This window comes from Streptomyces fildesensis (genome assembly GCF_016107395.1).
In the GTDB taxonomy this organism is placed as follows: domain Bacteria; phylum Actinomycetota; class Actinomycetes; order Streptomycetales; family Streptomycetaceae; genus Actinacidiphila; species Actinacidiphila fildesensis.
The window spans coordinates 1-19,380 of record NZ_JAAIKO010000006.1; the positions used below are offsets into that span (position 1 = coordinate 1).

19 protein-coding genes are annotated in these 19,380 nt (G+C 71.6%); 11 read left to right on the forward strand and 8 right to left on the reverse strand.

What is annotated here, in order from left to right; translation table 11 throughout:
* From C6N31_RS11715 to C6N31_RS11730, 4 genes are all read left to right on the forward strand, one after another.
* The coding region (locus tag C6N31_RS11715) for an adenosylhomocysteinase (protein ID WP_198357582.1) at nucleotides 1–83 on the forward strand (83 nt) is incomplete at its 5' end.
* 168 nt (nucleotides 84–251) lie between these two features.
* Complete coding sequence (locus C6N31_RS11720; RefSeq protein WP_164298242.1) at nucleotides 252–1,796, forward strand: acyl-CoA carboxylase subunit beta; 1,545 nt, start codon at nucleotides 252–254, stop codon at nucleotides 1,794–1,796.
* Nucleotides 1,793–1,981, forward strand: coding sequence for an acyl-CoA carboxylase epsilon subunit (locus C6N31_RS11725; RefSeq protein WP_138358397.1), 189 nt, complete (start codon nucleotides 1,793–1,795; stop codon nucleotides 1,979–1,981). The genes C6N31_RS11720 and C6N31_RS11725 overlap by 4 nt, the downstream gene beginning before the upstream one ends.
* Nucleotides 1,982–2,111: 130 nt before the next feature.
* Complete coding sequence (locus tag C6N31_RS11730; protein ID WP_164298188.1) at nucleotides 2,112–2,486, forward strand: acyl carrier protein; 375 nt, start codon at nucleotides 2,112–2,114, stop codon at nucleotides 2,484–2,486.
* 73 nt (nucleotides 2,487–2,559) lie between these two features.
* Here C6N31_RS11730 and C6N31_RS11735 read toward each other — a convergent pair whose 3' ends face one another.
* From C6N31_RS11735 to C6N31_RS11755, 5 genes are all read right to left on the reverse strand, one after another.
* Nucleotides 2,560–3,447, reverse strand: coding sequence for a hypothetical protein (locus C6N31_RS11735; RefSeq protein ID WP_198357489.1), 888 nt, complete (start codon nucleotides 3,445–3,447; stop codon nucleotides 2,560–2,562).
* An 8-nt stretch (nucleotides 3,448–3,455) separates the two neighbouring features.
* Nucleotides 3,456–4,196: an SDR family NAD(P)-dependent oxidoreductase gene (locus tag C6N31_RS11740; protein ID WP_138358403.1), complete on the reverse strand. Its 741-nt coding sequence runs from the start codon at nucleotides 4,194–4,196 to the stop codon at nucleotides 3,456–3,458.
* The gene (locus C6N31_RS11745) at nucleotides 4,193–5,389 is read right to left on the reverse strand and encodes an MFS transporter (protein WP_198357490.1); all 1,197 of its coding nucleotides are present in this window, start codon (nucleotides 5,387–5,389) and stop codon (nucleotides 4,193–4,195) included. The genes C6N31_RS11740 and C6N31_RS11745 overlap by 4 nt, the downstream gene beginning before the upstream one ends.
* Nucleotides 5,386–6,873, reverse strand: a complete 1,488-nt coding sequence (locus C6N31_RS11750; RefSeq protein WP_164298193.1) for a radical SAM/SPASM domain-containing protein — start codon at nucleotides 6,871–6,873, stop codon at nucleotides 5,386–5,388. Before C6N31_RS11750 ends, C6N31_RS11745 begins: the two co-directional genes overlap by 4 nt.
* 343 nt (nucleotides 6,874–7,216) lie before the next feature.
* On the reverse strand, nucleotides 7,217–8,518 hold the full coding sequence (locus C6N31_RS11755) for a citrate/2-methylcitrate synthase (RefSeq protein WP_198357491.1): 1,302 nt from the start codon (nucleotides 8,516–8,518) through the stop codon (nucleotides 7,217–7,219).
* A 100-nt stretch (nucleotides 8,519–8,618) separates the two neighbouring features.
* Between C6N31_RS11755 and C6N31_RS11760 the strand changes: the two genes are divergently transcribed.
* Nucleotides 8,619–9,779, forward strand: coding sequence for a citrate synthase/methylcitrate synthase (locus tag C6N31_RS11760; RefSeq protein ID WP_164298197.1), 1,161 nt, complete (start codon nucleotides 8,619–8,621; stop codon nucleotides 9,777–9,779).
* Between the two features lie 58 nt (nucleotides 9,780–9,837).
* On the opposite strand, the gene C6N31_RS11765 is transcribed toward C6N31_RS11760, so the two are convergent.
* Complete coding sequence (locus C6N31_RS11765) at nucleotides 9,838–10,926, reverse strand: hypothetical protein (protein WP_269286354.1); 1,089 nt, start codon at nucleotides 10,924–10,926, stop codon at nucleotides 9,838–9,840.
* A gap of 229 nt (nucleotides 10,927–11,155) precedes the next feature.
* On the opposite strand from C6N31_RS11765, the gene C6N31_RS11770 reads away from it, so the two are divergent.
* Both C6N31_RS11770 and C6N31_RS11775 read left to right on the forward strand, forming a co-directional pair.
* Nucleotides 11,156–12,109, forward strand: a complete 954-nt coding sequence (locus C6N31_RS11770) for a quinone oxidoreductase family protein (RefSeq protein ID WP_198357493.1) — start codon at nucleotides 11,156–11,158, stop codon at nucleotides 12,107–12,109.
* Nucleotides 12,110–12,388: 279 nt separating this feature from the next.
* Nucleotides 12,389–12,829: a nitroreductase family deazaflavin-dependent oxidoreductase gene (locus tag C6N31_RS11775; protein WP_138358417.1), complete on the forward strand. Its 441-nt coding sequence runs from the start codon at nucleotides 12,389–12,391 to the stop codon at nucleotides 12,827–12,829.
* Nucleotides 12,830–13,166: 337 nt separating this feature from the next.
* Here the strand turns inward: C6N31_RS11775 and C6N31_RS11780 are convergent, their stop codons facing one another.
* Together C6N31_RS11780 and paaK are read right to left on the reverse strand one after the other, a co-directional pair.
* Nucleotides 13,167–13,616: a hypothetical protein gene (locus C6N31_RS11780; protein WP_198357494.1), complete on the reverse strand. Its 450-nt coding sequence runs from the start codon at nucleotides 13,614–13,616 to the stop codon at nucleotides 13,167–13,169.
* Nucleotides 13,617–13,656: 40 nt separating this feature from the next.
* Complete coding sequence (paaK, locus tag C6N31_RS11785) at nucleotides 13,657–14,991, reverse strand: phenylacetate--CoA ligase PaaK (RefSeq protein ID WP_269286353.1); 1,335 nt, start codon at nucleotides 14,989–14,991, stop codon at nucleotides 13,657–13,659.
* Between the two features lie 158 nt (nucleotides 14,992–15,149).
* Between paaK and C6N31_RS11790 the strand changes: the two genes are divergently transcribed.
* The 4 genes from C6N31_RS11790 (at nucleotide 15,150) to C6N31_RS11805 (ending at nucleotide 19,367) form a co-directional block, all read left to right on the forward strand.
* Complete coding sequence (locus tag C6N31_RS11790; RefSeq protein ID WP_198357495.1) at nucleotides 15,150–16,664, forward strand: fatty acyl-CoA synthetase; 1,515 nt, start codon at nucleotides 15,150–15,152, stop codon at nucleotides 16,662–16,664.
* Nucleotides 16,665–16,693: 29 nt separating this feature from the next.
* On the forward strand, nucleotides 16,694–17,149 hold the full coding sequence (locus tag C6N31_RS11795; RefSeq protein ID WP_138358425.1) for a GNAT family N-acetyltransferase: 456 nt from the start codon (nucleotides 16,694–16,696) through the stop codon (nucleotides 17,147–17,149).
* 74 nt (nucleotides 17,150–17,223) lie between these two features.
* Nucleotides 17,224–18,498 carry a VWA domain-containing protein gene (locus C6N31_RS11800; protein WP_138358427.1) on the forward strand — a complete coding sequence of 425 codons (1,275 nt, stop codon included), beginning with the start codon at nucleotides 17,224–17,226 and terminating at the stop codon, nucleotides 18,496–18,498.
* Nucleotides 18,498–19,367, forward strand: a complete 870-nt coding sequence (locus C6N31_RS11805) for a hypothetical protein (RefSeq protein WP_232485095.1) — start codon at nucleotides 18,498–18,500, stop codon at nucleotides 19,365–19,367. The genes C6N31_RS11800 and C6N31_RS11805 overlap by 1 nt, the downstream gene beginning before the upstream one ends.
* The last annotated feature ends 13 nt before the right edge of the window (nucleotides 19,368–19,380 follow it).

Here is a 19,380-nt window from a genome sequence, read left to right on the forward strand (position 1 = left end):
TGACCACGCTCCGCCCGGAGCAGGCCGCCTACATCGGCGTCCCGGTCGAGGGCCCCTACAAGGCGGACCACTACCGCTACTGAACCATCGGCGCAGTCCGGCAAACCGACAAGGAAACCATGAGCATCTTCGAGCTGGAACGACAGATGACCGGTGCTCCACCGGAAATCGTGCCGCCCGCGTCACCGAACCTGGACCCGGACTCCGTCGACCTGCCAGCCGGCACCGCGACCGCTCCGGCGCCCGCGGACATGCTCGGCCGGATCGCCGAACTGGAAGGCCGCAAGGCGGAGGCGGAAGCGGGGCCGAGCGAGCAGGCCACCCGCAACCAGCACGACCGCGGGAAGTTCACCGCCCGCGAGCGGCTGGAACTGCTCTTCGACGAGGGCACGTTCAACGAGGTCGAGCCCTTCCGCAGGCACCGCGCGACAGGGTTCGGCCTGGAAACCCGCAGGCCCTACACCGACGGAGTGGTGACGGGCTGGGGAAAGGTGCACGGCCGTATCGTCTTCGCCTACGCGCATGACTTCCGGATCTTCGGCGGTGCGCTCGGCGAGGCGCACGCCGAGAAGATCCACAAGTTGATGGATCTCGCCGAGTCCTCCGGCGCCCCGCTGGTCAGTCTCAACGACGGCGCGGGCGCCCGGATCCAGGAGGGCGTCACCGCGTTGGCCGGATACGGCGGGATCTTCTCCCGCAACACCCGGTCCTCCGGAGTGATCCCGCAGATCAGTGTGATGCTCGGCCCGTGCGCGGGCGGCGCCGCGTACTCGCCGGCGCTCACCGATTTCGTGTTCATGGTGCGCGGGACATCACAGATGTTCATCACGGGGCCCGATGTGGTGCACGCGGTCACCGGCGAGGAGGTCACGCAGGAGGTACTCGGCGGCGCCGACACCCACGCGGCGACCTCGGGTGTCGCGGCGTTCGCCTACGACAACGAGGACGAGTGCCTGGAGGAGGTCAGGTTCCTGCTCTCGTTGTTGCCGGCCAACAACCGCGAGCTGCCGCCGGTCTGGCCCTGTGACGACCCGGTCGACCGGCCCAACGACGTGTTGGTGGATCTGGTGCCGGCCGATCCGACGCAGTCGTACGACATGCGGGCCGTCATCGAGGAGATCGTCGACGAGGGCGACCTGTTCGAGGTCCATGAGCGCTGGGCCACCAACGTGGTGTGCGCACTGGCCCGTATCGGCGGCAATGTCGTCGGTATCGTCGCCAACCAGCCGGCCTCGATGGCCGGAGCACTGGACATCCAGGCTTCGGAGAAGGCGGCCAGGTTCGTGCAGACCTGCGACGCGTTCAACATCCCGCTGATCACCTTGGTCGACGTGCCAGGCTTCCTGCCCGGCAGGGACCAGGAGCACAACGGCATCATCCGGCACGGTGCCAAGTTGCTGTACGCGTACTGCAACGCGACCGTCCCGCGCATACAGGTGATCGTGCGCAAGGCGTACGGGGGCGCGTACATCGTCATGGATTCGCGCTCCATCGGCGCCGACCTCTCCTTCGCCTGGCCGAGCAACGAGATCGCGGTGATGGGGGCCGAGGGCGCCGCGAATGTGGTGTTCCGCCGTCAGATCGCGGCGTCGGAGGATCCGGAGGCCACCCGGCAGCTGCTGGTCGAGGAGTACCGACAGGAGTTGGTGCACCCCTACTACGCGGCGGAGCGCGGGCTGGTCGACGATGTGATCGACCCCCGCTGGACCCGGCGCACACTGGCCCGCTCCCTGGAGATGCTGCGGTCCAAGCAGCAGGTCCTGCCGGCCCGCAAGCACGGGAACCCCCCGGTATGAGCGAGCGATGGGCGGTGGAGCGCGGCGACGTCGGCCAGGAGGAGTTGGCGGCCCTGGCGGTGGTCCTGGCGAGTCTTTCGACGCGCGCCCAGGTACCCGGGCCCGAGACCGAACCCTCCCGCGCCGCATGGCGCCAGGGCTACGGGTACCAGAGCGCGGGCTCCTGGCGGGCGGCCGGACGATGACGCCGGGCCCGCCGGCCGCGGCGCGGTGGAGGGCGCGCGGGATGCAGCCGCCCTCCATGGCTGTTCGAGCGGGAATGCCGACCCTGGCACTCCCGCGCGTCGGACTTCAGGAGCGGAGAGGACGGCAAGGATGACGAAGGTGCCCTGGGACAAGGCGTTCGACGAAATACTGAGATCCAGCCTTCCCCTGCTGAAGCAGGACGAGGCGCTGCTGCCGAGCACGCCGCTGTCCGAGTACGGTCTGGACTCGATGGGGATGATGCAGCTCATCGCCCGGCTGGAGACCTCGCACCGGGTGACGTTTCCGCCCGGCACGATGCCCTCCTCCGCGTTTGCCAACCCGGGAGTGCTCTGGGGCATGGTGCAGGCCGCACAGCAGGCGACGGAGTGGGGGGAGCCGGACGGCGGGCACCGCGGTCCCGCACATCGGCGCCGGACCGGGCTCGCCGGTTGGTCGGAGCACGGTTCCCGGGGGACGGTCGCCGGGGCGTCCTGGCAGTACTGAGAAGAGGGTCCCGCACGCGAATCGCGCCCCGCCGGTGACACGGACCCGGCGGGGCGTACCCATGTGCCGGGTCCTACCCGTCGAGTTCGGCGCGAACGCCTTCCAGGACCGCGTGCAGGGCCCGGGCGCTGACCTCGGGTGCGATCATCGGCACCGACCGCCCGGCGAGCAGGGCCTCGCTGTCGGCGACCATCGACGTGACGTCGCCGCAGCCGTCCTCGATCCACTGCTCCATGCGCATGCGTACGGCGATCCGCAGTTCGTCGCTGATCCCGGTCCAGTCGAACATCGGCAGTTCTGCGGTGAGGACCGGAATGCGCAGTGTCCGCTCGATGTACAGGCCGGCCGCCTCGCTGTCCGTGATGCCGATCTGTGCTGCTGCGAAGTAGGAATAGGTGCGCGGGCCGAGATGGTGCGTCCACTCCACCTCGTCGAGCGGGGCGTCGGGGAACGCGCCGGCCGGCGCGGAGGCGAGCAGCCGCTCGGCCTCGGGCCACCGGCGATTGCCGTACATGTAGGGGATCCGGGAGAACGCGTCGTTGTGGACGAGGATCAGTGCCGCGGGGGCGGCCAGCCGCACCAGCCGGCGGAAGTCGGCGGCATGGTGCTGGGCGGGTGTGACCGGAACGGCGGTGTGCGCGAACTCCGTCTGCTCCTCCAGCGGCTGCAGATAGCCGGTCCGCAGGAACTCCCGGAAGTCGCAAGGTAACGGGAAGCACCGGTCGGCGGGCGGCGGATCCACCGGCCAGACCACCGCCACCTGCCCGCACCCGTCGGCCAGCTTCTCCAGCGGCCGGTGCAGGGCGTACCCCAACGGTTCGTTGGCGTGCGGCATCAGCGCCAGGGCGATCACGGGATCGCCCGAGCCGAACCACTCGATGGTCATCTGCGGGCGGCCGGGCCAGGCGTACTCGGCGTCGTCGAGCGGAAGCCGGTAGCGGGGCCGGGAGATCCATTCCATGAAGGCACTCACCAGATGCTGTAGCCGCCGTCCACGACGAGTACGTGGCCGGTGACGTGGTCGGACATGGCGGAGGCGAGGAAGAGCAGCGGTCCGTTGAGCGCGTCGGCGGGGCCGACTTTGCCGTCCGGCATGAAGCGCTCCTGGAAGCGCCGGCCCGCCGCGGAGGCGAAGTAGGCGGCGTTCTTGGGGCCTTCGAGGTAGCCGGGGGCGAGCACGTTGATCTGCACGCCGGACGCCGCGTATTCGAGTGCGGCGCTGCGCGTGAAGCCGATCAGGGCGGCCTTGGCCGCCGCGTAGGCCGGGACGGTGGGGACGGGGTGCAGGGCCAGGACCGAGGAGACGTTGATGATCTTTCCCCGGCCACGGGCGGCCATCCGCGGCGCGAAGCGGCGGCACAGCCCCGCGGCCGTCTTGAGGTTGATGTCGAGCATCCGGTCGATCAGTTCGTCGTCGGTGTCGGCCAGCGGCCGGGCGTCGCCCGCGCCGACGTTGTTGACCAGCACATCGGCATCGCAGCAGTCGGCGGCCGCGTCCTGGACGGCCTGGTCGCACAGGTCGCCGCAGAGGTGGTCGGCGAGGATCCCGGCCTTGCGCATCTCGCGCAGCGGTTCCTCGTTGCGGTCGATGCCGACGACCGCGGCGCCCGCGGCGGAGAAGGCGGCGGCAGCTTCCCGGCCCACCGCTCCCGCGGCGCCGGTGAGCACCACCCGGCGGCCGGCCAGCAACCAGAGATCCGGCCCGGTCATACGGCGCCCTCCTTCTCCCCGGCCGGTGCGGGGGCCCGTCGGCTCCGTGCGGCTCCGGACCGGATCACCAGCGTCGCCCCGGCGCAGGAGAAGAGCAGCGCGCAGACCAGCGCCAGCCCGTCCGGTTGCAGCCGGGCGACGAGAATGCCGAGGAACGGGGCCAGGACGGCGAATCCCAGGCTCGACGCCGTGGTGACCACGCTCATCGCGGTGGCGTCGCCGCGGTCCGCGAGATCCCGCAGCACCAGGGCCCGGTACGAAGGCAGCAGCCGCCCCTGGGCGCACTGCACGACGAGGATCCCGGCCAGGACGAGGGTGACGGATGTCGAGGCCAGGGCGGCGGACGCGGCGACGGCGGCCAGTACCACCGTGCCGGTGCCGAGCCCGCCGGGTGCCAGGTGCAGCAGCAGAGCGGCCCCCAGTGCCACGGCGGCGGCGACCAGGCCGACCAGCCGCTCGTCGATCCCGGCGGCCACCACGTACACGGGCATCAGATACAGCAGGATCGAGAAGGCCGTCCCGGTCAGCACCATCGCCGTCAGGTCCCAGCGCAGCCCGGCCGCCTCGCGCACGGCGCGCACGACGCCGGTCAACTGGGCCGCCAGACCGGGACGTTCGCCGTCCGGGGCGGCGCCGCGTACGTCGGGGACCGTCAGGACCAGGCCGACGGTCAGGCAGAGCACGATGCCGCTCGCCACGAAGGTGGCCCGCAGGGAGATCAGCGAGAACGCGCTGGCGGCGGCGAAGACCACCGCGTTCCAGCCCAGCGCCCCGGCCTGGAACAGCCGCTCCCCGGACTCGAATTCCGCGTCGCGTCCGGCCCGCCGCAGCAGGGCGCCGGCCAGGCCCGCGTCACTGCCCTGGGTGAGCGCGGTGGCCGCCGCGAACAGCGGCTGCACCAGCCAGAAGACCAGCGCGTGCGGCCAGCAGCCCAGCAGCAGCGCGGCGGCGCCCTCCATGCCGGCCCCGATGGCCAGCGCCTGGCGCGGACCGATCCGGTCGGCGAGCAGCCCGGCCGGCAGGTCCACCAGCACGATCAGCAGCGCGAAGACGGCCTCGATGACGAGGAGAGTGCCCAGCGACACCCCGACCTGGCGGGCGTACAGCACGATGTAGGGGAGGAAGAAGTAGCTGCGCAGCAACAGCCGCGCGCCCAGCAGGCGTCCGTACGCGGCGGGCCAGGGGCGGTTCACCGGCGCGCTCCGGACGGGCTCAGCGCCTCCCAGCTGCCGGGCTCCTTCACATCGAGCCAGATCAGCTCCCGGTAGACGCCCTTGTAGTACGAGCAGTGCTCCGACTCACGGTCGAGCCGCTTGAAGTGCGTGTAGCTCTTGTGCACGCAGCCGCCGTGGCACATCTGCTTCCAGGTGCACTTCGCGCACTCGTCGATCTCCTCGACATGCCGATCGCGGAGCTGCCGCACCACGGGGCTGGTGTCGAGGACGTCGCGGATCGTCTCGCTGCGCAGGTTCCCGATGACGAACTCCGGCTTGCCGACCATCTCCTCGCACGGGTAGAGGTCGCCGTTGGTGTCGACGGTGATCATGTTGACCCCGGCGCCGCACGGGTTGCGCATGCACATGTACTCGCGCTTGAAGGAGCGCAGCGAACCCAGCTCGCCCGCGGTGAGGTTGGCCAGCGGGACGGTGGGGGCGCCGGACCGCCCGAGGCGGGCCACATGCCGGACGACGCCGAGGTACGCGGCCAGGTACCGGTCGCCGGTGAGCCACTGTTCGAGGCCGGCTTTCCCGGTGGTGAACACCGGCAGGAACCGTACGCTGGCGACGTCCAGCGCGGCCATCGAGTCGTACATCTCGACGATGCGGTCCGCGGTGCCGGCGTGCACGACACACACCGCGTGCACCGCGATCCCCAGCTCCTGGAGCCTGCGGATCCCGCGCACCACACCCCGGTACGAGCCCTTGCCCGCGTGGTCCACCCGGAACTCGTCGTGCGTCCCGGGAGTGCCGTCCAGCGAGACCCGGACCGAGAAGTCGTTGTCGGCCAGGAACCGGCACACCTGCGGGGACAGGTTGTAGGCATTGGTCTGGATGGAGAACCGGACCTTCTTCCCCGCGCGGGCGTAGACCCGCTGGGCGTGCGCGGTGACCTCGCGGATGGCCGGCATGGCCATGGTGGGTTCGCCGCCGTGGAACTCGAAACTGGTGAACCGGGTGGGCATCTCGACGAGTTCGTCGACGGCCTTGCACATCACCTCGGCGGAGAGCTGCTCCCGGGGGATGCCCTCCTCGATGGTGTAGCAGTAGGTGCACGCCAGATTGCACCAGTTGTGCACATGGAAGATGCCCAGCACCGGATAGCTGTTGTGAGCGGCCTTCGGGGAGATCAGTTCCAGGCCAGGGGCTGGGCGGGTGGCGGAGGTGCCGCGCACCCGCTGGTCCAGCTCCAGCAGGCCCCGGTCGAAGAGCTCGCGGACGGTGTCGTGGGTGACGCGGGCGATCGGGTCACCCAGCGCATACAGGTCGCTGAGGGAGGCGGGGCCGTTCGCGTCGAGATGTGCGAGCAGGGCCAGTGCGCCGGCGTCCTCGGTGACCGTCCAGCCACCGGTGCCGGGCGCGACCACCAGTGTCTTCCCCGTGGCTACGCCGTCGCCGGCTTCGAGCTGGAGATGGTCGGAGACCCCGATCCGGGTGTCCGGCGCCAGGTCGATCGGCATGTGGCGGCCTTCCCTTCCCTACCGTCCGGCTTCCGCTCGCTCTGCGTGGTGCCGCGCTGCCACCTCCGGCCGGTGCCGGAAGGGGTGTGGCGCGGGCGTGCCCGCCCATGGCGTACGGGCACGCCCCTCGTTGTGCCGCTGCTCAGGTGGCCACCCAGGAGGGCTCCACCGACTCCTCGTTCTGCTCCGACTCCTCCAGCTCTTCCGGCTTGCTGGAGGGGGACGACATCTTCTTCTCCGACATGAGATTCACCTCCTCCTCGATCCGTGGGACGGGTAGGTGAAGGGAAGGTGGCGAACGGCTCTCGAGCCGGGGTCGGGAGGTGCTGGACGTGCAGGTGGGTCACGGCAGCGGCTGGGGCGGCGTGGGTCCGGTGTAGTGGCCACTGGGACGCAGTCGCAGCGGGCGCTCCTGGTACTCCTCCAGCGCGTGGGCGATCCAGCCGGCGGTGCGGGCCACCGCGAAGACCGCCTCACCCGCCTCCGCGGGCATGCCGGCCGAGACCGACAGCACGGCGAGCGCGAGATCGACGTTGGCGTGCAGCGGGGTGTACCGCGCGGTCGTCTCCACCACTTCGCGGGCGGCGGTGAGTGCGGGGGCCGCCTGCGGCAGGTCCTCGAGGAGACCGAACAGCATCCGGGCACGCGGGTCCTCGCCCGGGTACAGGCGGTGGCCGAGCCCCGGGATCCGGCGCCCTTCGCGTAGGTGGTCGGCGACGACCGCCGCCGCGCTGCCGCGTTCCAGCACCTCGGTCAGCAGCCGGTGCGCGAGGCCGCTGGCGGCTCCGTGGAGCGGTCCGTCGACCGCGCCGAGGCCGGCGGAGACGACGGCGTACGGGTGGGCGCGCGCGGAGGCCGCGACCCGGGCGGCGAGGGTGGAGGCGGCCAGGTCGTGGTCGATGAGCAGGGTGAGCGCGGCGTCGAGCACCCGCACCGACGCCTGGTCGGCGGGGTGCCGGGTGAGCCGGGGCCAGAGCCGCTCGGCCAGCGCGCTCTCCGGTCCGTCCGCCGCGTCGGCCTCCCGTACGGGCAGGGCGCTGACCAGGGTGGCGATGAGGGCGGGGGCGGCGGCCAGCACGGTGGGCGCCGACAGGTCGAACCGCAGCGGATCGGTGACGGCCGCCGCGATCGTCGCCGCCCGGAGCCGGTCCACCAGCCCGCTGTGGGCGGGCAGCGCCTCCACGGCCCGGCGCGCGGCGGCGAGGCTCTCGGGCGGCGCGGTGAAGCGGATGCCCGGCGTCAGTTCACCGGTCCACAGCCACGCGGCGGTCTCCTCGTAGCCGTAACGGGCGGCGAGGGCGCAGGCGTCGACGCCCCGGAAGTAGTAGCGGTCGGTGTCGATGAGGGTGATGCCGGTCCTGGCGGTCAGGTCCCACGGGCCGTCGCCACCGGAGGAGCCGGCGGCCCGGTCCGCCGCCATACCGTCGCCGCCCGGCCGTCCGCGTCCCGACCGGCGGGCGAGCGCGTCCACCTCCTCGGGGTCGAAGGTGCTGCCGCGCCCGCCGGGCGCGCGCCGGCTGGTGAGCAGCCCGCGGCTGACGTACGCGTAGACCGTCTCGGACTTCACCCCGAGCCGGCCGGCGGTCTCCCGGGTACTCAGCCGCTTTCCGCTCCCGCTCGTTCCGCCGCCCGTGTCGTCCGTCATGAGCCACACCGTATCCAGTCGTGTCCATATTGATTCAATCAACATTGACAAGCATTGAATCAATCATAGACAGTCGAATCAACATCCAGGGAGGAAAGCCATGCCCACCACCGAGCGGAACGCCCCGATCGATGTACCCCGCGGACTGAAGGGAGTGGTCGTCACCGACACCGCGCTCGGCGACGTCCGGGGCCTTGAGGGCTTCTATCACTATCGCCAGTACTCGGCCGTGGAACTGGCGGAGACCCGCACCTTCGAGGACGTCTGGCATCTGATGTTCCACGGCACGCTGCCCGACGCGGCGGGGCGCGCCGCCTTCACCGCGCGGACCGCCGAGCTGCGCCGGCTACCCGCCGACGTCCGGGACGCCCTGCCCGCCATAGCCCGCTCGTGCGCGCTCGCCGGACCCCTCGCCGGACTGCGCACCGCCCTGTCGCTGGCCGGCGCCTCGGCCGGCTTCCGGCCGCTGTACGACATCGACGCCGACCGCCGCCGCGCGGACGCGCTCGCGGCGAGCGCCCTCGTGCCGACGCTGCTGACCGCGCTGCACCGGCTCGGCCAGGGACTGGCCCCCGTCGAACCGCGCGCGGACCTGCCGTACGCGGCCAACTACCTGTACATGCTGACCGGGCAGGAGCCCGAGCCCGCCCGGGCCCGGGCGATCGAGCGGTATCTGATCTCCACGATCGACCACGGCTTCAACGCGTCCACCTTCACCGCCCGGGTCATCACCTCCACCGGCGCGGACCTGGCCGCCTGTCTGGTCGGCGCGATCGGCGCGCTCTCCGGGCCGCTGCACGGCGGCGCGCCGAGCCGCGCGCTGGACACCCTGGATGCCATCGGGACACCCGAGCGCATCGACCCGTGGATCCGCGAACGCGTTCTGGCGGGCGACCGGATCATGGGCTTCGGGCACCCGGTCTACCGCACGGAGGACCCGCGCTCGCGGATGCTGAAGGAGATCGCCCGGGGCTTCGGCGGGCCGCTGGTGGACTTCGCCGTCCAGGTCGAGGAGCGCGTCGAGGCGATCCTCGCCGAGCTGAAGCCCGGCCGGGAACTGCACACCAACGTCGAGTTCTACGCTGGCGTGGTCATGGAGCTGTGCGGGCTGCCCCGCGAGATGTTCACCCCGACCTTCGCCTCGGCCCGGGTCGTCGGCTGGTGCGCCAACATCCTGGAGCAGGCCGAGGACAGCAAGATCATCCGTCCGGCGGCGCGCTACACCGGGCCCCCGCCGCCGCAGCCGGTCCCAGCGATCTGACCGGCGAACCGCGGTCCGGCCGGGCGCCGGTGGTGGCCCGGGCGGCCCGTGCGGCGGGTCAGCCGACGGGCCGGCGGTCCACCGGCGTCACCGGATTGCGGATGGTCACCGAGGTGCGGCGCGGACCCGACCACGGAGCCGGAACGGCGTCGATGTCCCGCGCCAGCCGGTAGGCCAGCGCCTCGTAGTTCACCCGCCACCCCCTGAAGTGCGGCCAGGCCTCCTGCGGGGTGCGCTCCATCGGATAGCCCTGGTCCGCCATGCGCTGCACGCCGCGCAGGTACTCCGCGTACTCCAGGATCAACGGGTCGTCCGGCAGCGGATCGTGGTTGTACGCGACACCGCGCATGTCGGCGATGTCGCGCAGGCAGACGAAGCCGCCGCGCAGCGCCATCCGCACCTCGGCCTGCGGCCGGGAGGGGTTGAGCGCCAGCCGCAGGGCGGCCGCGTCCATCACCGACAGCAGGCTGATCAGCCAGTTCCGGGTGGCCCGGGGAGAGCGGAACATGATGAGCACCGGGTAGGTCGTATGGCTCTCGCTCACCTCGGCCGCCCACCGCTCCCAGTTGCGGAACAGCTCGGTGAGGCTGTCCAGCAGCTCCACCTGGGCGTACCGCGCCAGGATCTCCGGCCCCCACGGCGGGCTCCCGGCGCGTGCCTGCAGCATCGTCACCTCGGTCTCGCGGCGCGCGTACGCCCCGTAGAGCGTCGGCAGATAGCCGATCTGCAGACCGATGACGATCGGGCCGGTGGCCGCCGCGCAGAAGTCGATGGCCGTCAGCGTCGGGCGGCTGCTGCTGGCGAAGCCGAGGGTGAACAGCGAGGAGCCGGCCTCGAACAGCGACGTCTGGGGGCCGAGCCCGCTGACCGCGGCCTCCAGCAGGGCGTAGCCGCCCATGAAGCACGCCAGCCAGCTCATCAGCGTGATCACGATCGCCAGCGGGGCCGCGGGCGCGAGCACCCGGTCCTTGCTCTCGATGCTGTCGCAGCGGTCCGCCACCAGTTGGAAGGGCGCGTGCACTAGCCGTTGGACGATCTGGGTGAATCCCGAACGGCTCGCCCGCGGTATCACCAGCGTCCGCAGCACGGAGGAGTAGATGCCGAGCACGATGGCGGTACCCACAACGCCCAGCAGTGCGCGCAACACGGTGTCCTTCCAGGTCGGAGCGGGCCGGAAGATCGACTCGCTTCGCGGGAAAGCGTAAGCGCGGCCGCACCGTAACCGGCCGGGGCACGCGCGGCACAGATCACATACCGACTGGTCGGTCACCCATTCCCCTGGCGCCGCGCACGCTCTACCGTGAAACCTGCGGGAACACGGCCCATGACGGACCGGGAACGACCAGGAACGACGAGGAACAGCGGAAGGAGTCGCGTTGCGCGCGATCCAGATCACGGAGTTCGGCGGACCCGAGGTACTGCGGCAGGTGGAACTGCCGGCGCCCGAGGCACAGCCGGGACACCTGCTCGTGGAGGTGTCGTCCGCGGGGATCAACTTCGCCGACACCCACACCGTCGAGGACAGCTACCTCTCGCGCTCCACCCTGCCGATGGTCCCCGGCGCCGAGGTCGTCGGCCGCACCTCCGACGGCCGCCGCGTCGTCGCCCTCGCCGACAACGGCGGGTACGCGGAGATCGCCGCCGTCCGCGAGTACCTGGCGCACGACGTCCCCGAAGGCGTCAGCGACGGCCAGGCCCTCGCGCTCATCGTCCAGGGGCTCACCGCCTGGCACCTGCTGCGCACCTCCGCGCGGATCGCCGCGGGCGAGAGCGTCGTGGTGCACGCGGCCGCGGGCGGCACCGGGTCGCTGGCCGTGCAGCTCGCCAAGTCCTTCGGCGCGGGCCGGGTCATCGCCACCGCCTCCACCAAGGAGAAGCGGGACCTCGCGCTGGAACTGGGCGCCGACATCGCGGTCGACGCCGACGCCGAGGGGATGAAGGACCGGCTCGTCGAGGCCAACGACGGCAAGAAGGTCGACATCGTCCTGGAGATGACCGGCGGTCCGGTCTTCGACGCGTCACTCGCCGCCCTCGCGCCCTTCGGCCGGCTGGTGACGTACGGCATGGCCTCCCGCGTCCCCCCGACGCCGGTCCAGGCCGCCCAGTTGATGGGCCGCTCCCGCGCGGTCGTCGGCTTCTGGCTGATGCACTGCCTCGGCCGCCCCGGCATGTACCGCGAGCCGATGGCCGAGCTCCTGGCGATGACGGCCGACGGACGCCTCAAGCCCCAGGTCGGCGGCGTCTACCCGCTCGCCGACGCCGCCCGCGCCCACGAGGACATCCGCGCGCGGCGCACCCACGGCAAGCTGATCCTGGACGTGACGCGCTGAGCCGCCGCCGGCGGCAACTGCCCGCAGGGCCGGCCGGCGCCGAATGACCCGCTGATCCGGAAACCCGTGGCCCGTCGTGTTCGTTGTCCAAGATGCACCATGGACAACGGAGTACATCTCTCCCGCCGGTTCCCGGTCTGGGGAGCGTTGGGCCTGTGAGCCGACGCGCCGTGAAGCGCGGAACGGAATCCCTGATTCCCGGCCGGTTTTGATCCCTTTGTTCCGCCCCGAGCGGCCTAGGGTGGAGATCACATCCGAGAACGACCTGGAGGCAGTGGCGTGACGGCGTACAACGAGAAGGAAGTACAGATCAGCCCGACGGAGTGGGTGGCCACGCAGGCGCGGACCTACGAGGAGTCCGGTGGCACCAAGGGTACCGACATGAACGGCTCGCCCTGCCTGCTCCTGGACTACCTGGGCCGGCGCAGCGGCAAGTGGCACCGGACGGTGCTCATCTACGGCCGGGACGGCGCCGACTACCTGATCGTCGCCTCGAAGGGCGGCGACGACAACCACCCGCTCTGGTACCTGAGCCTGCAGGACAACGCCGAGGTCCATCTCCGCGTGGACACCGAGCGGTTCGCCGCCACCGCCGAGACCCTGTCGCCCGACGAGAAGGCCCGCGTCTGGCCCCACCTGGTCGACGTCTACGGCCCGTACGCGGACTACCAGCAGAAGACCGAACGGGACATCCCCGTCGTGCGGCTGCGCCGGGTCTGATGTGACATCGGCCGGGGGAGGCGGAGGCGCTGATGGTCTGCGCCGCCGCTCCTTCGCCGCCCCCGGAGGCGGGGTCTCGTAGGCGGGCCCGGCGGCCGAGTGCCCGGCCGGTCGTGCGACGTGCGGAGGATCTTCGGCCCCGCGGCCGTCAAGCGGGCGGGGTAGCGATGTCAGCCCGCAGGTCGATCCCCGGCAGGTGAGGCCGACGGAACACTGATGGCATGTCAACCAACACGGTCTGCTGACCCTGTGGGAGCCCCTGGTGCTGGCCTTGGCCTACGGCTACTACCGCCGTCGCTGCCGCCCGGCCGTCTGCGCGGTGGCGGACGTACGGCTGTCAGCCGCGGTTGCCCTGTACTCCGAAGTTGCATGGACCCCACTGGGTGAGCCCGGAGAAGACGTCCTTCTCCCAGGTGTGCGCGAACAGTTGGAACTGCTGGATGTTGTCGGGCGAGAACGGGATGCTGATGCGCAGGACGTGCGGCAGACCGGGGTCAGGACCGCCGTCGACGGCGAGCCCCTGGCCGTCCGCCGCCGTGTACGAAACCGCGAAGGGAACGGCCGAGGTGATGTCCAGGGTGCCGCGCCAGCCGTCGTGGTCCATCTGCCAGCGGCCGACCCAGAAGGCGTCCGTCTGCGGGGCGGCGTCCTGGGCGGCGACGTCGATGATGTAGCGGCCGCCGAGGATCGGCCGGTCCGCCGAGTCGTAGGACAGCTCGATGAAGGCACAACCGATGGAGTGAAATCCCGGGCGGCCGCGCATGTTCCGCTCCGGTGCTTCATGCACCGGCGGGCTCCGCCGCGGCCCGGGCGGTGGCGGGCGGCGGCTACGCGCTCGGCCGTGGCTCCCGTTCGTCGATGACGCGCTTGATCTTTCCGACCGAGCGTTCCAGGGTCTCCGGATCGACGACGGCCACCTCCACCGTCACGCCCACTCCGTCCTTGACTCCCTGCGCGATGGCGGCCGCCGCCGCGGTCCGCTGCTCGGGGCTCGCGCCCGGGCGTGCCTCGGCGCGTACGGTGAGCCGGTCGAGACGGCCCTCGCGGGTGAGCCGCAGCTGGAAGTGCGGTGCCACGCCGGGGGTGCGGAGCACGATTTCCTCGATCGCGGTGGGGAAGAGGTTCACCCCGCGCAGGATGATCATGTCGTCGCAGCGGCCGGTCACCTTCTCCATCCGGCGGAAGGGGCGCCGCGCCGTGCCGGGCAGCAGCCGGGTCAGATCGCGGGTGCGGTAGCGGATGACCGGCATCGCCTCCTTGGTGAGGGAGGTGAAGACCAGCTCTCCGCTCTCGCCCTGCGCCATCACCTGGTCGGTGAGCGGGTCGACGACCTCGGGGAAGAAGTGGTCCTCCCAGATGTGCAGCCCGTCCTTGGTCTCGACGCACTCCTGCGCCACCCCGGGGCCGATGACCTCGCTGAGCCCGTAGATGTCGACCGCGTCGATGTCCATCCGCTGCTCGATCTCCCGCCGCATCTCCTCGGTCCACGGCTCGGCCCCGAAGATGCCGGTCCGCAGGGACGTCGAGCGCGGGTCGATGCCCTGCCGCTGGAACTCGTCCAGCAGCGTGAGCATGTACGAGGGGGTGACCATGATGATGTCGGGCTTGAAGTCCTGGATGATCCGGACCTGGCGCGCCGTCATACCGCCCGAGGCCGGGATGACCGTACAGCCCAGCCGCTCGGCACCGTAGTGGGCGCCGAGGCCGCCGGTGAACAGGCCGTACCCGTAGGCGATATGGATCCTCTGTCCGGGCCGCCCGCCCGCCGCGCGGATCGACCGGGCGACCATGTCCGCCCACATGTCCAGGTCGTTGCGCGTGTAGCCCACGACGGTCGGGGCGCCGGTGGTGCCGCTGGACGCGTGAATCCGCCGGATGTCCGCCTCGGGCACGGCGAACATGCCGAACGGGTAGTTGTCGCGCAGATCGGCCTTGGTGGTGAAGGGGAACCGGGCGAGATCCTCGAGAGTGCGGCAGTCCTCCGGCGACACCCCGGCCGCGTCGAACGAGTTCCGGTAGAAGGCGACGTTGTCGTACGCGTGCCGCAGGGTGGCCCGCAATCGCCGCAGCTGAAGATCCCGCAGCTCCGCGCCGCTCAGCTGCTCACCGGCGTCGAGGAGGGCGCCGCCCGCTCCCGACCGATCGTTCGGTACTGTCGTCACGGGCTCAAGTAATCAGGATCCGCATCGCAGGTCAAGAGACGCGCGATGATCCACAGACTTCCGTGCGGCCCGACCGGCGCACCGTGCGGTAGTGCTTGACCCGGGCACCCGTGCCGTCCGAAGGTGGCCCGGGGCAGGTCCGGCAGCGGGGAGGCGTCATGGTCGCGGTGCACAGCAATACGGTCGACGGGGTGTTGCGGCGCAGCGCCCGGCGGGTACCCGACCGGGTGGCGGTGCGGTTCGGGGACCGGACGTGGACCTATCGGGAACTCGACGAGGCGGTGTCCGCGGCGGCGGCCGTCCTCCTGGAGCGCGGGCTGCGGCCGGGCGAACGGGTCGCGGCCTACGGGCACAACTCCGACGCCTATCTGATCGGCTTCCTCGGCTGTGCGCGCGCCGGCCTGGTGCACGTGCCCGTCAACCACCATCTGGAGGGCGAGGACCTCGCCTACCAGCTCGGGCAGTCCGGCAGCGTGCTGGTGCTCAGCGACCCGCAGCTGCGCGACCGGCTCCCCGCCGGCGTCCCTGTCCTGGCGCTCCGGGACGACGACACGTCGCTGCTCGCCCGGCTGCCCGCCGCCGGGCCGGCGACCGGTGCGGCGGAGGCCGGGGCCGAGGATCTCGCGCAGCTGCTCTACACCTCAGGGACCACCGCGCTGCCCAAGGGCGCGATGATGACGCACCGCGCGCTCGTCCACGAGTACGTCAGCGCCGTCACCGCGCTCGGCCTGCGGGAGGGCGACCGGCCGGTGCACTCGCTGCCGCTCTACCACTCGGCGCAGATGCATGTCTTCCTGCTGCCGTACCTGATGGTCGGCGCGGAGAACACGATCATCGCGGGACCGGATCCGCAGACGGTCTTCGACCTCGTCGAGGAGGGCCGGGCGGACAGTCTCTTCGCGCCGCCCACCGTATGGATCGCCCTCGCCAACCACCCGCAGTTCGCCGAGCGCGACCTGAGCGGACTGCGCAAGGCCTTCTACGGTGCCTCGATCATGCCCGTTCCGGTTCTGGAACGGCTGCGCGCCCGGCTGCCGCACCTCGCCTTCTACAACTGCTTCGGGCAGAGCGAGATCGGCCCGCTCGCCACCGTCCTCGGCCCGGACGAGCACGAGGGCCGGATGGACTCCTGCGGCCGTCCGGTGCTGTTCGTCGAGGCCCGGGTGGTCGACGAGGCCGGCAAGGACGTACCGGACGGCACACCGGGCGAGGTCGTCTACCGCTCACCGCAGCTCTGCGAGGGCTACTGGGACAAGCCCCAGGAGACGGCGGAGGCCTTCCGCGACGGCTGGTTCCACTCCGGCGACCTCGCCGTGCGCGACGCCGAGGGCTATCTCACCGTCGTCGACCGGGTGAAGGACGTCATCAACTCCGGCGGCGTGCTGGTCGCTTCCCGGCAGGTCGAGGACGCGCTCTACGGGCATCCGGCGGTCGCCGAGGTCGCCGTCGTGGGACTGCCCGACGAACGCTGGATCGAGGCCGTCACCGCGGTGGTCGTGGCGCGCGGCGACGTCACCGAGGACGAACTGCTGGAGTACGCCCGCGGACAGCTCGTCCACTTCAAGGCGCCCAAGCGGGTGCTGCTCGTCGACGAACTGCCGCGCAACGCGAGCGGCAAGATCCTCAAACGCGAGCTGCGCGACCGCTTCGCACCGGACGCCGGGACCGCCTGACGCCCGGCGCGCGATGAGAGGATCGGCGCATGATCTTCCGCACCGCCACCCGCGACGACCTGCCCGCCCTCATCGCCCTGCTCTCCGAGGACACGGTCGGCCAGCCGGTGCCCGCCCAGGACGCGGCCGCGGTCGACGAGGCCTACAGCCGCGCCTTCGACGCGGTGGACAGCGACGCGCGCAACGAAATCGTCGTGCTGGACGACGGCGCCGGCACGGTGCTCGGCTGCCTCCAGCTCACCTACATCCCCGGTCTCGGCCGGCGCGGCGCGGAACGGGCGCTCATCGAAGGCGTCCGGGTGCGGTCCGACCGGCGCGGCGCCGGACTGGGCCGCGCACTGCTCACCCACGCCGTCGAACGCGCCCGCGGCCGCGGCTGCGCCCTGGTCCAGCTCACCAGCAACAAGCGGCGCACCGACGCGCACCGCTTCTACGACTCGCTCGGCTTCGTCCGCAGCCACGACGGTTTCAAGCTCGCCCTGTAGGTTCCGCGGCCGGGCGCACGGCCGCTCATGGTCCCGGATTTCCCCGTGGAGTTGGCGGTCACTAAGCTCCCCGGATGATCACCAAAAGACGGCTGGCGGCCGGCCTGTGCGGCCTTGCCGCAACTCTCGCCGCCGGACTGTTCCCGGCGTCCGCCGCCGCGGACGAGCCCACAGCGCAGGAACCACCCAAGATCGACCTGGTCCTGGACGTCAGCGGGTCGATGAGCGCGCGGGACGTGGACGGGAAGTCGCGGATGTCCGCGGCGCAGCAGGCGTTCAACGACGTGCTGGACGCGGTGCCGGACGATGTCCGGCTCGGCATAAGGACGTTGGGGGCCACCTATCCCGGCAAGGACATGAAGACCGGCTGCCAGGACAGCAAGCAGCTGTACCCCGTGGGCCCGGTCAACAGGACCGAGGCGAAAGCGGCCGTCGCGACGCTGCGCCCCACCGGCTGGACCCCCATCGGGCTGGCGCTGCGCGGCGCAGCCCAGGACCTGGCGGGCGGTGACGCCACCCGCAGGATCGTGCTCATCACCGACGGCGAGGACTCCTGCGGCCAGCCGGACCCCTGCGACGTCGCCCGTGAACTCGCCGCGCAGGGCACCCACCTGGTGGTGGACACCCTCGGCCTGGTGGCGAACGACAAGATCCGCAAGCAGCTGAGCTGCATCGCCGAGGCCACCGGCGGCACGTACACCTCCGTCCAGCACACCGACCAGCTCTCTTCGCGCATCAAGCAGCTGGTACGGCGCTCGGCGCAGACTCCGCCGGTCGTTTCGAAGGCGGTCCAGGGATCGGCACAGTGCGGGAACGCGGCCGGCATCACCCCGGGCGTGTACACCGACCGCGAGGAGTTCGGGCAGCACCGCTACTACAAGGTCGCGGTGACCGACGGCCAGGAACTGCGGGCCACGGTCAGCGTCGGCGCCGACCGGGCGGTGAACGCGGACTACGGCGTACTGCTGCGCGCGGTGAGCGGTGAGGGCCAGGAACTGGTCCGCGGCTCGGACGCCGGCAGCGGCCGGACCGATGTGATGTCCTCCGGACTGCGCTACGTCTACCCGGAGAAGGACACCGACTCGGACGACGCCCCGCCGCCACACACCGTGTGCCTGGAGGTCAGCAACTCCTTCTCGGCGCCGGACGCCGTCAAGCGCACCCCGGGCCTGCCCGTCGAGCTGACGCTCGACCTGGTCGACGCCCCCGACGAAGCCGGTGATGTCGCCGCGTTCGGCCTGGGCCGCGGCTGGGTGCTGCTCGGCGTCCTGGCGGTCACGGGACTGTTCGCCGGACTGATCTGGGGCTGGCTGACCCGCTGGCGCGTCGCCGTATGGAGGAGCAACTGATGCGTACGACACGTCTGGTGACCGCCGCACTGCTCACCGGGGCGGCCCTGCTCGGGCCCGCCGCGACCGCGCTGGCCGACACCCCCGGCGCGAGTCCGAGCACGGACCCCGCAGCGAGCCCCAGCGGGAGCTCCGGCACCGAGGAGGAGGCCGCGCCCACCGAGGCCGGCACCGCCTTCCGTACCGCCACCGCGATCCGGCAGGGACAGGCCGCCACGGCCGCCGCCTCGACCGGCGACTACCTGTACTGGATGTTCCCGGCCGCCGCGGGGCAGACCGCCACCGCCAAGGCGACGGTGACACTGCCCGACCAGGCCAACCGGCACGGTGCGCAGACCTGGCAGATCGACGTCTACGACGGTCTCCGCCGCCGCCAGCCGTGCGTCTCGGGCGACCGGACGGTGAAGAGCCCGGACTCGGGTCCGTCCGTCACCCTCACCTGCACCCTGCGCACGGTGCGGCCGATCGCCGACACCAGGTCCAACGACCCGCTGCCGGGCGCGTACTACGTACGGCTGACCGTCATCGATCTGCCCGCCGACGATCTCGGGCAGCCGTTCAAGGCGGAGGTGCTCGCGACGACGAAGGACGCCGGGGGAGCGCACTCCGAGGGCGGCGAGCTGGCCGTCCCGCTGACCCCCGCGACGCAGCCGGACGCGCTGGCCGCCCCGGAGGGCGGGTGGACTTCCGGCTGGTGGTCCGACCGCTGGCTGTGGACCGCGGGCGGAGGTGTGCTCGGCGCGCTCGCCGCGATCGGCGGCTACACCCTCACCAGGGGACCGCGCCGGTCCTCGGCCCGGGTGCCGTCCCAGGGGTACGCGGGGCCGCCCAGCGGTTCACGGGACGCCGAGGCGTACTCGAGGCACTGAACGGCCGGGAGAA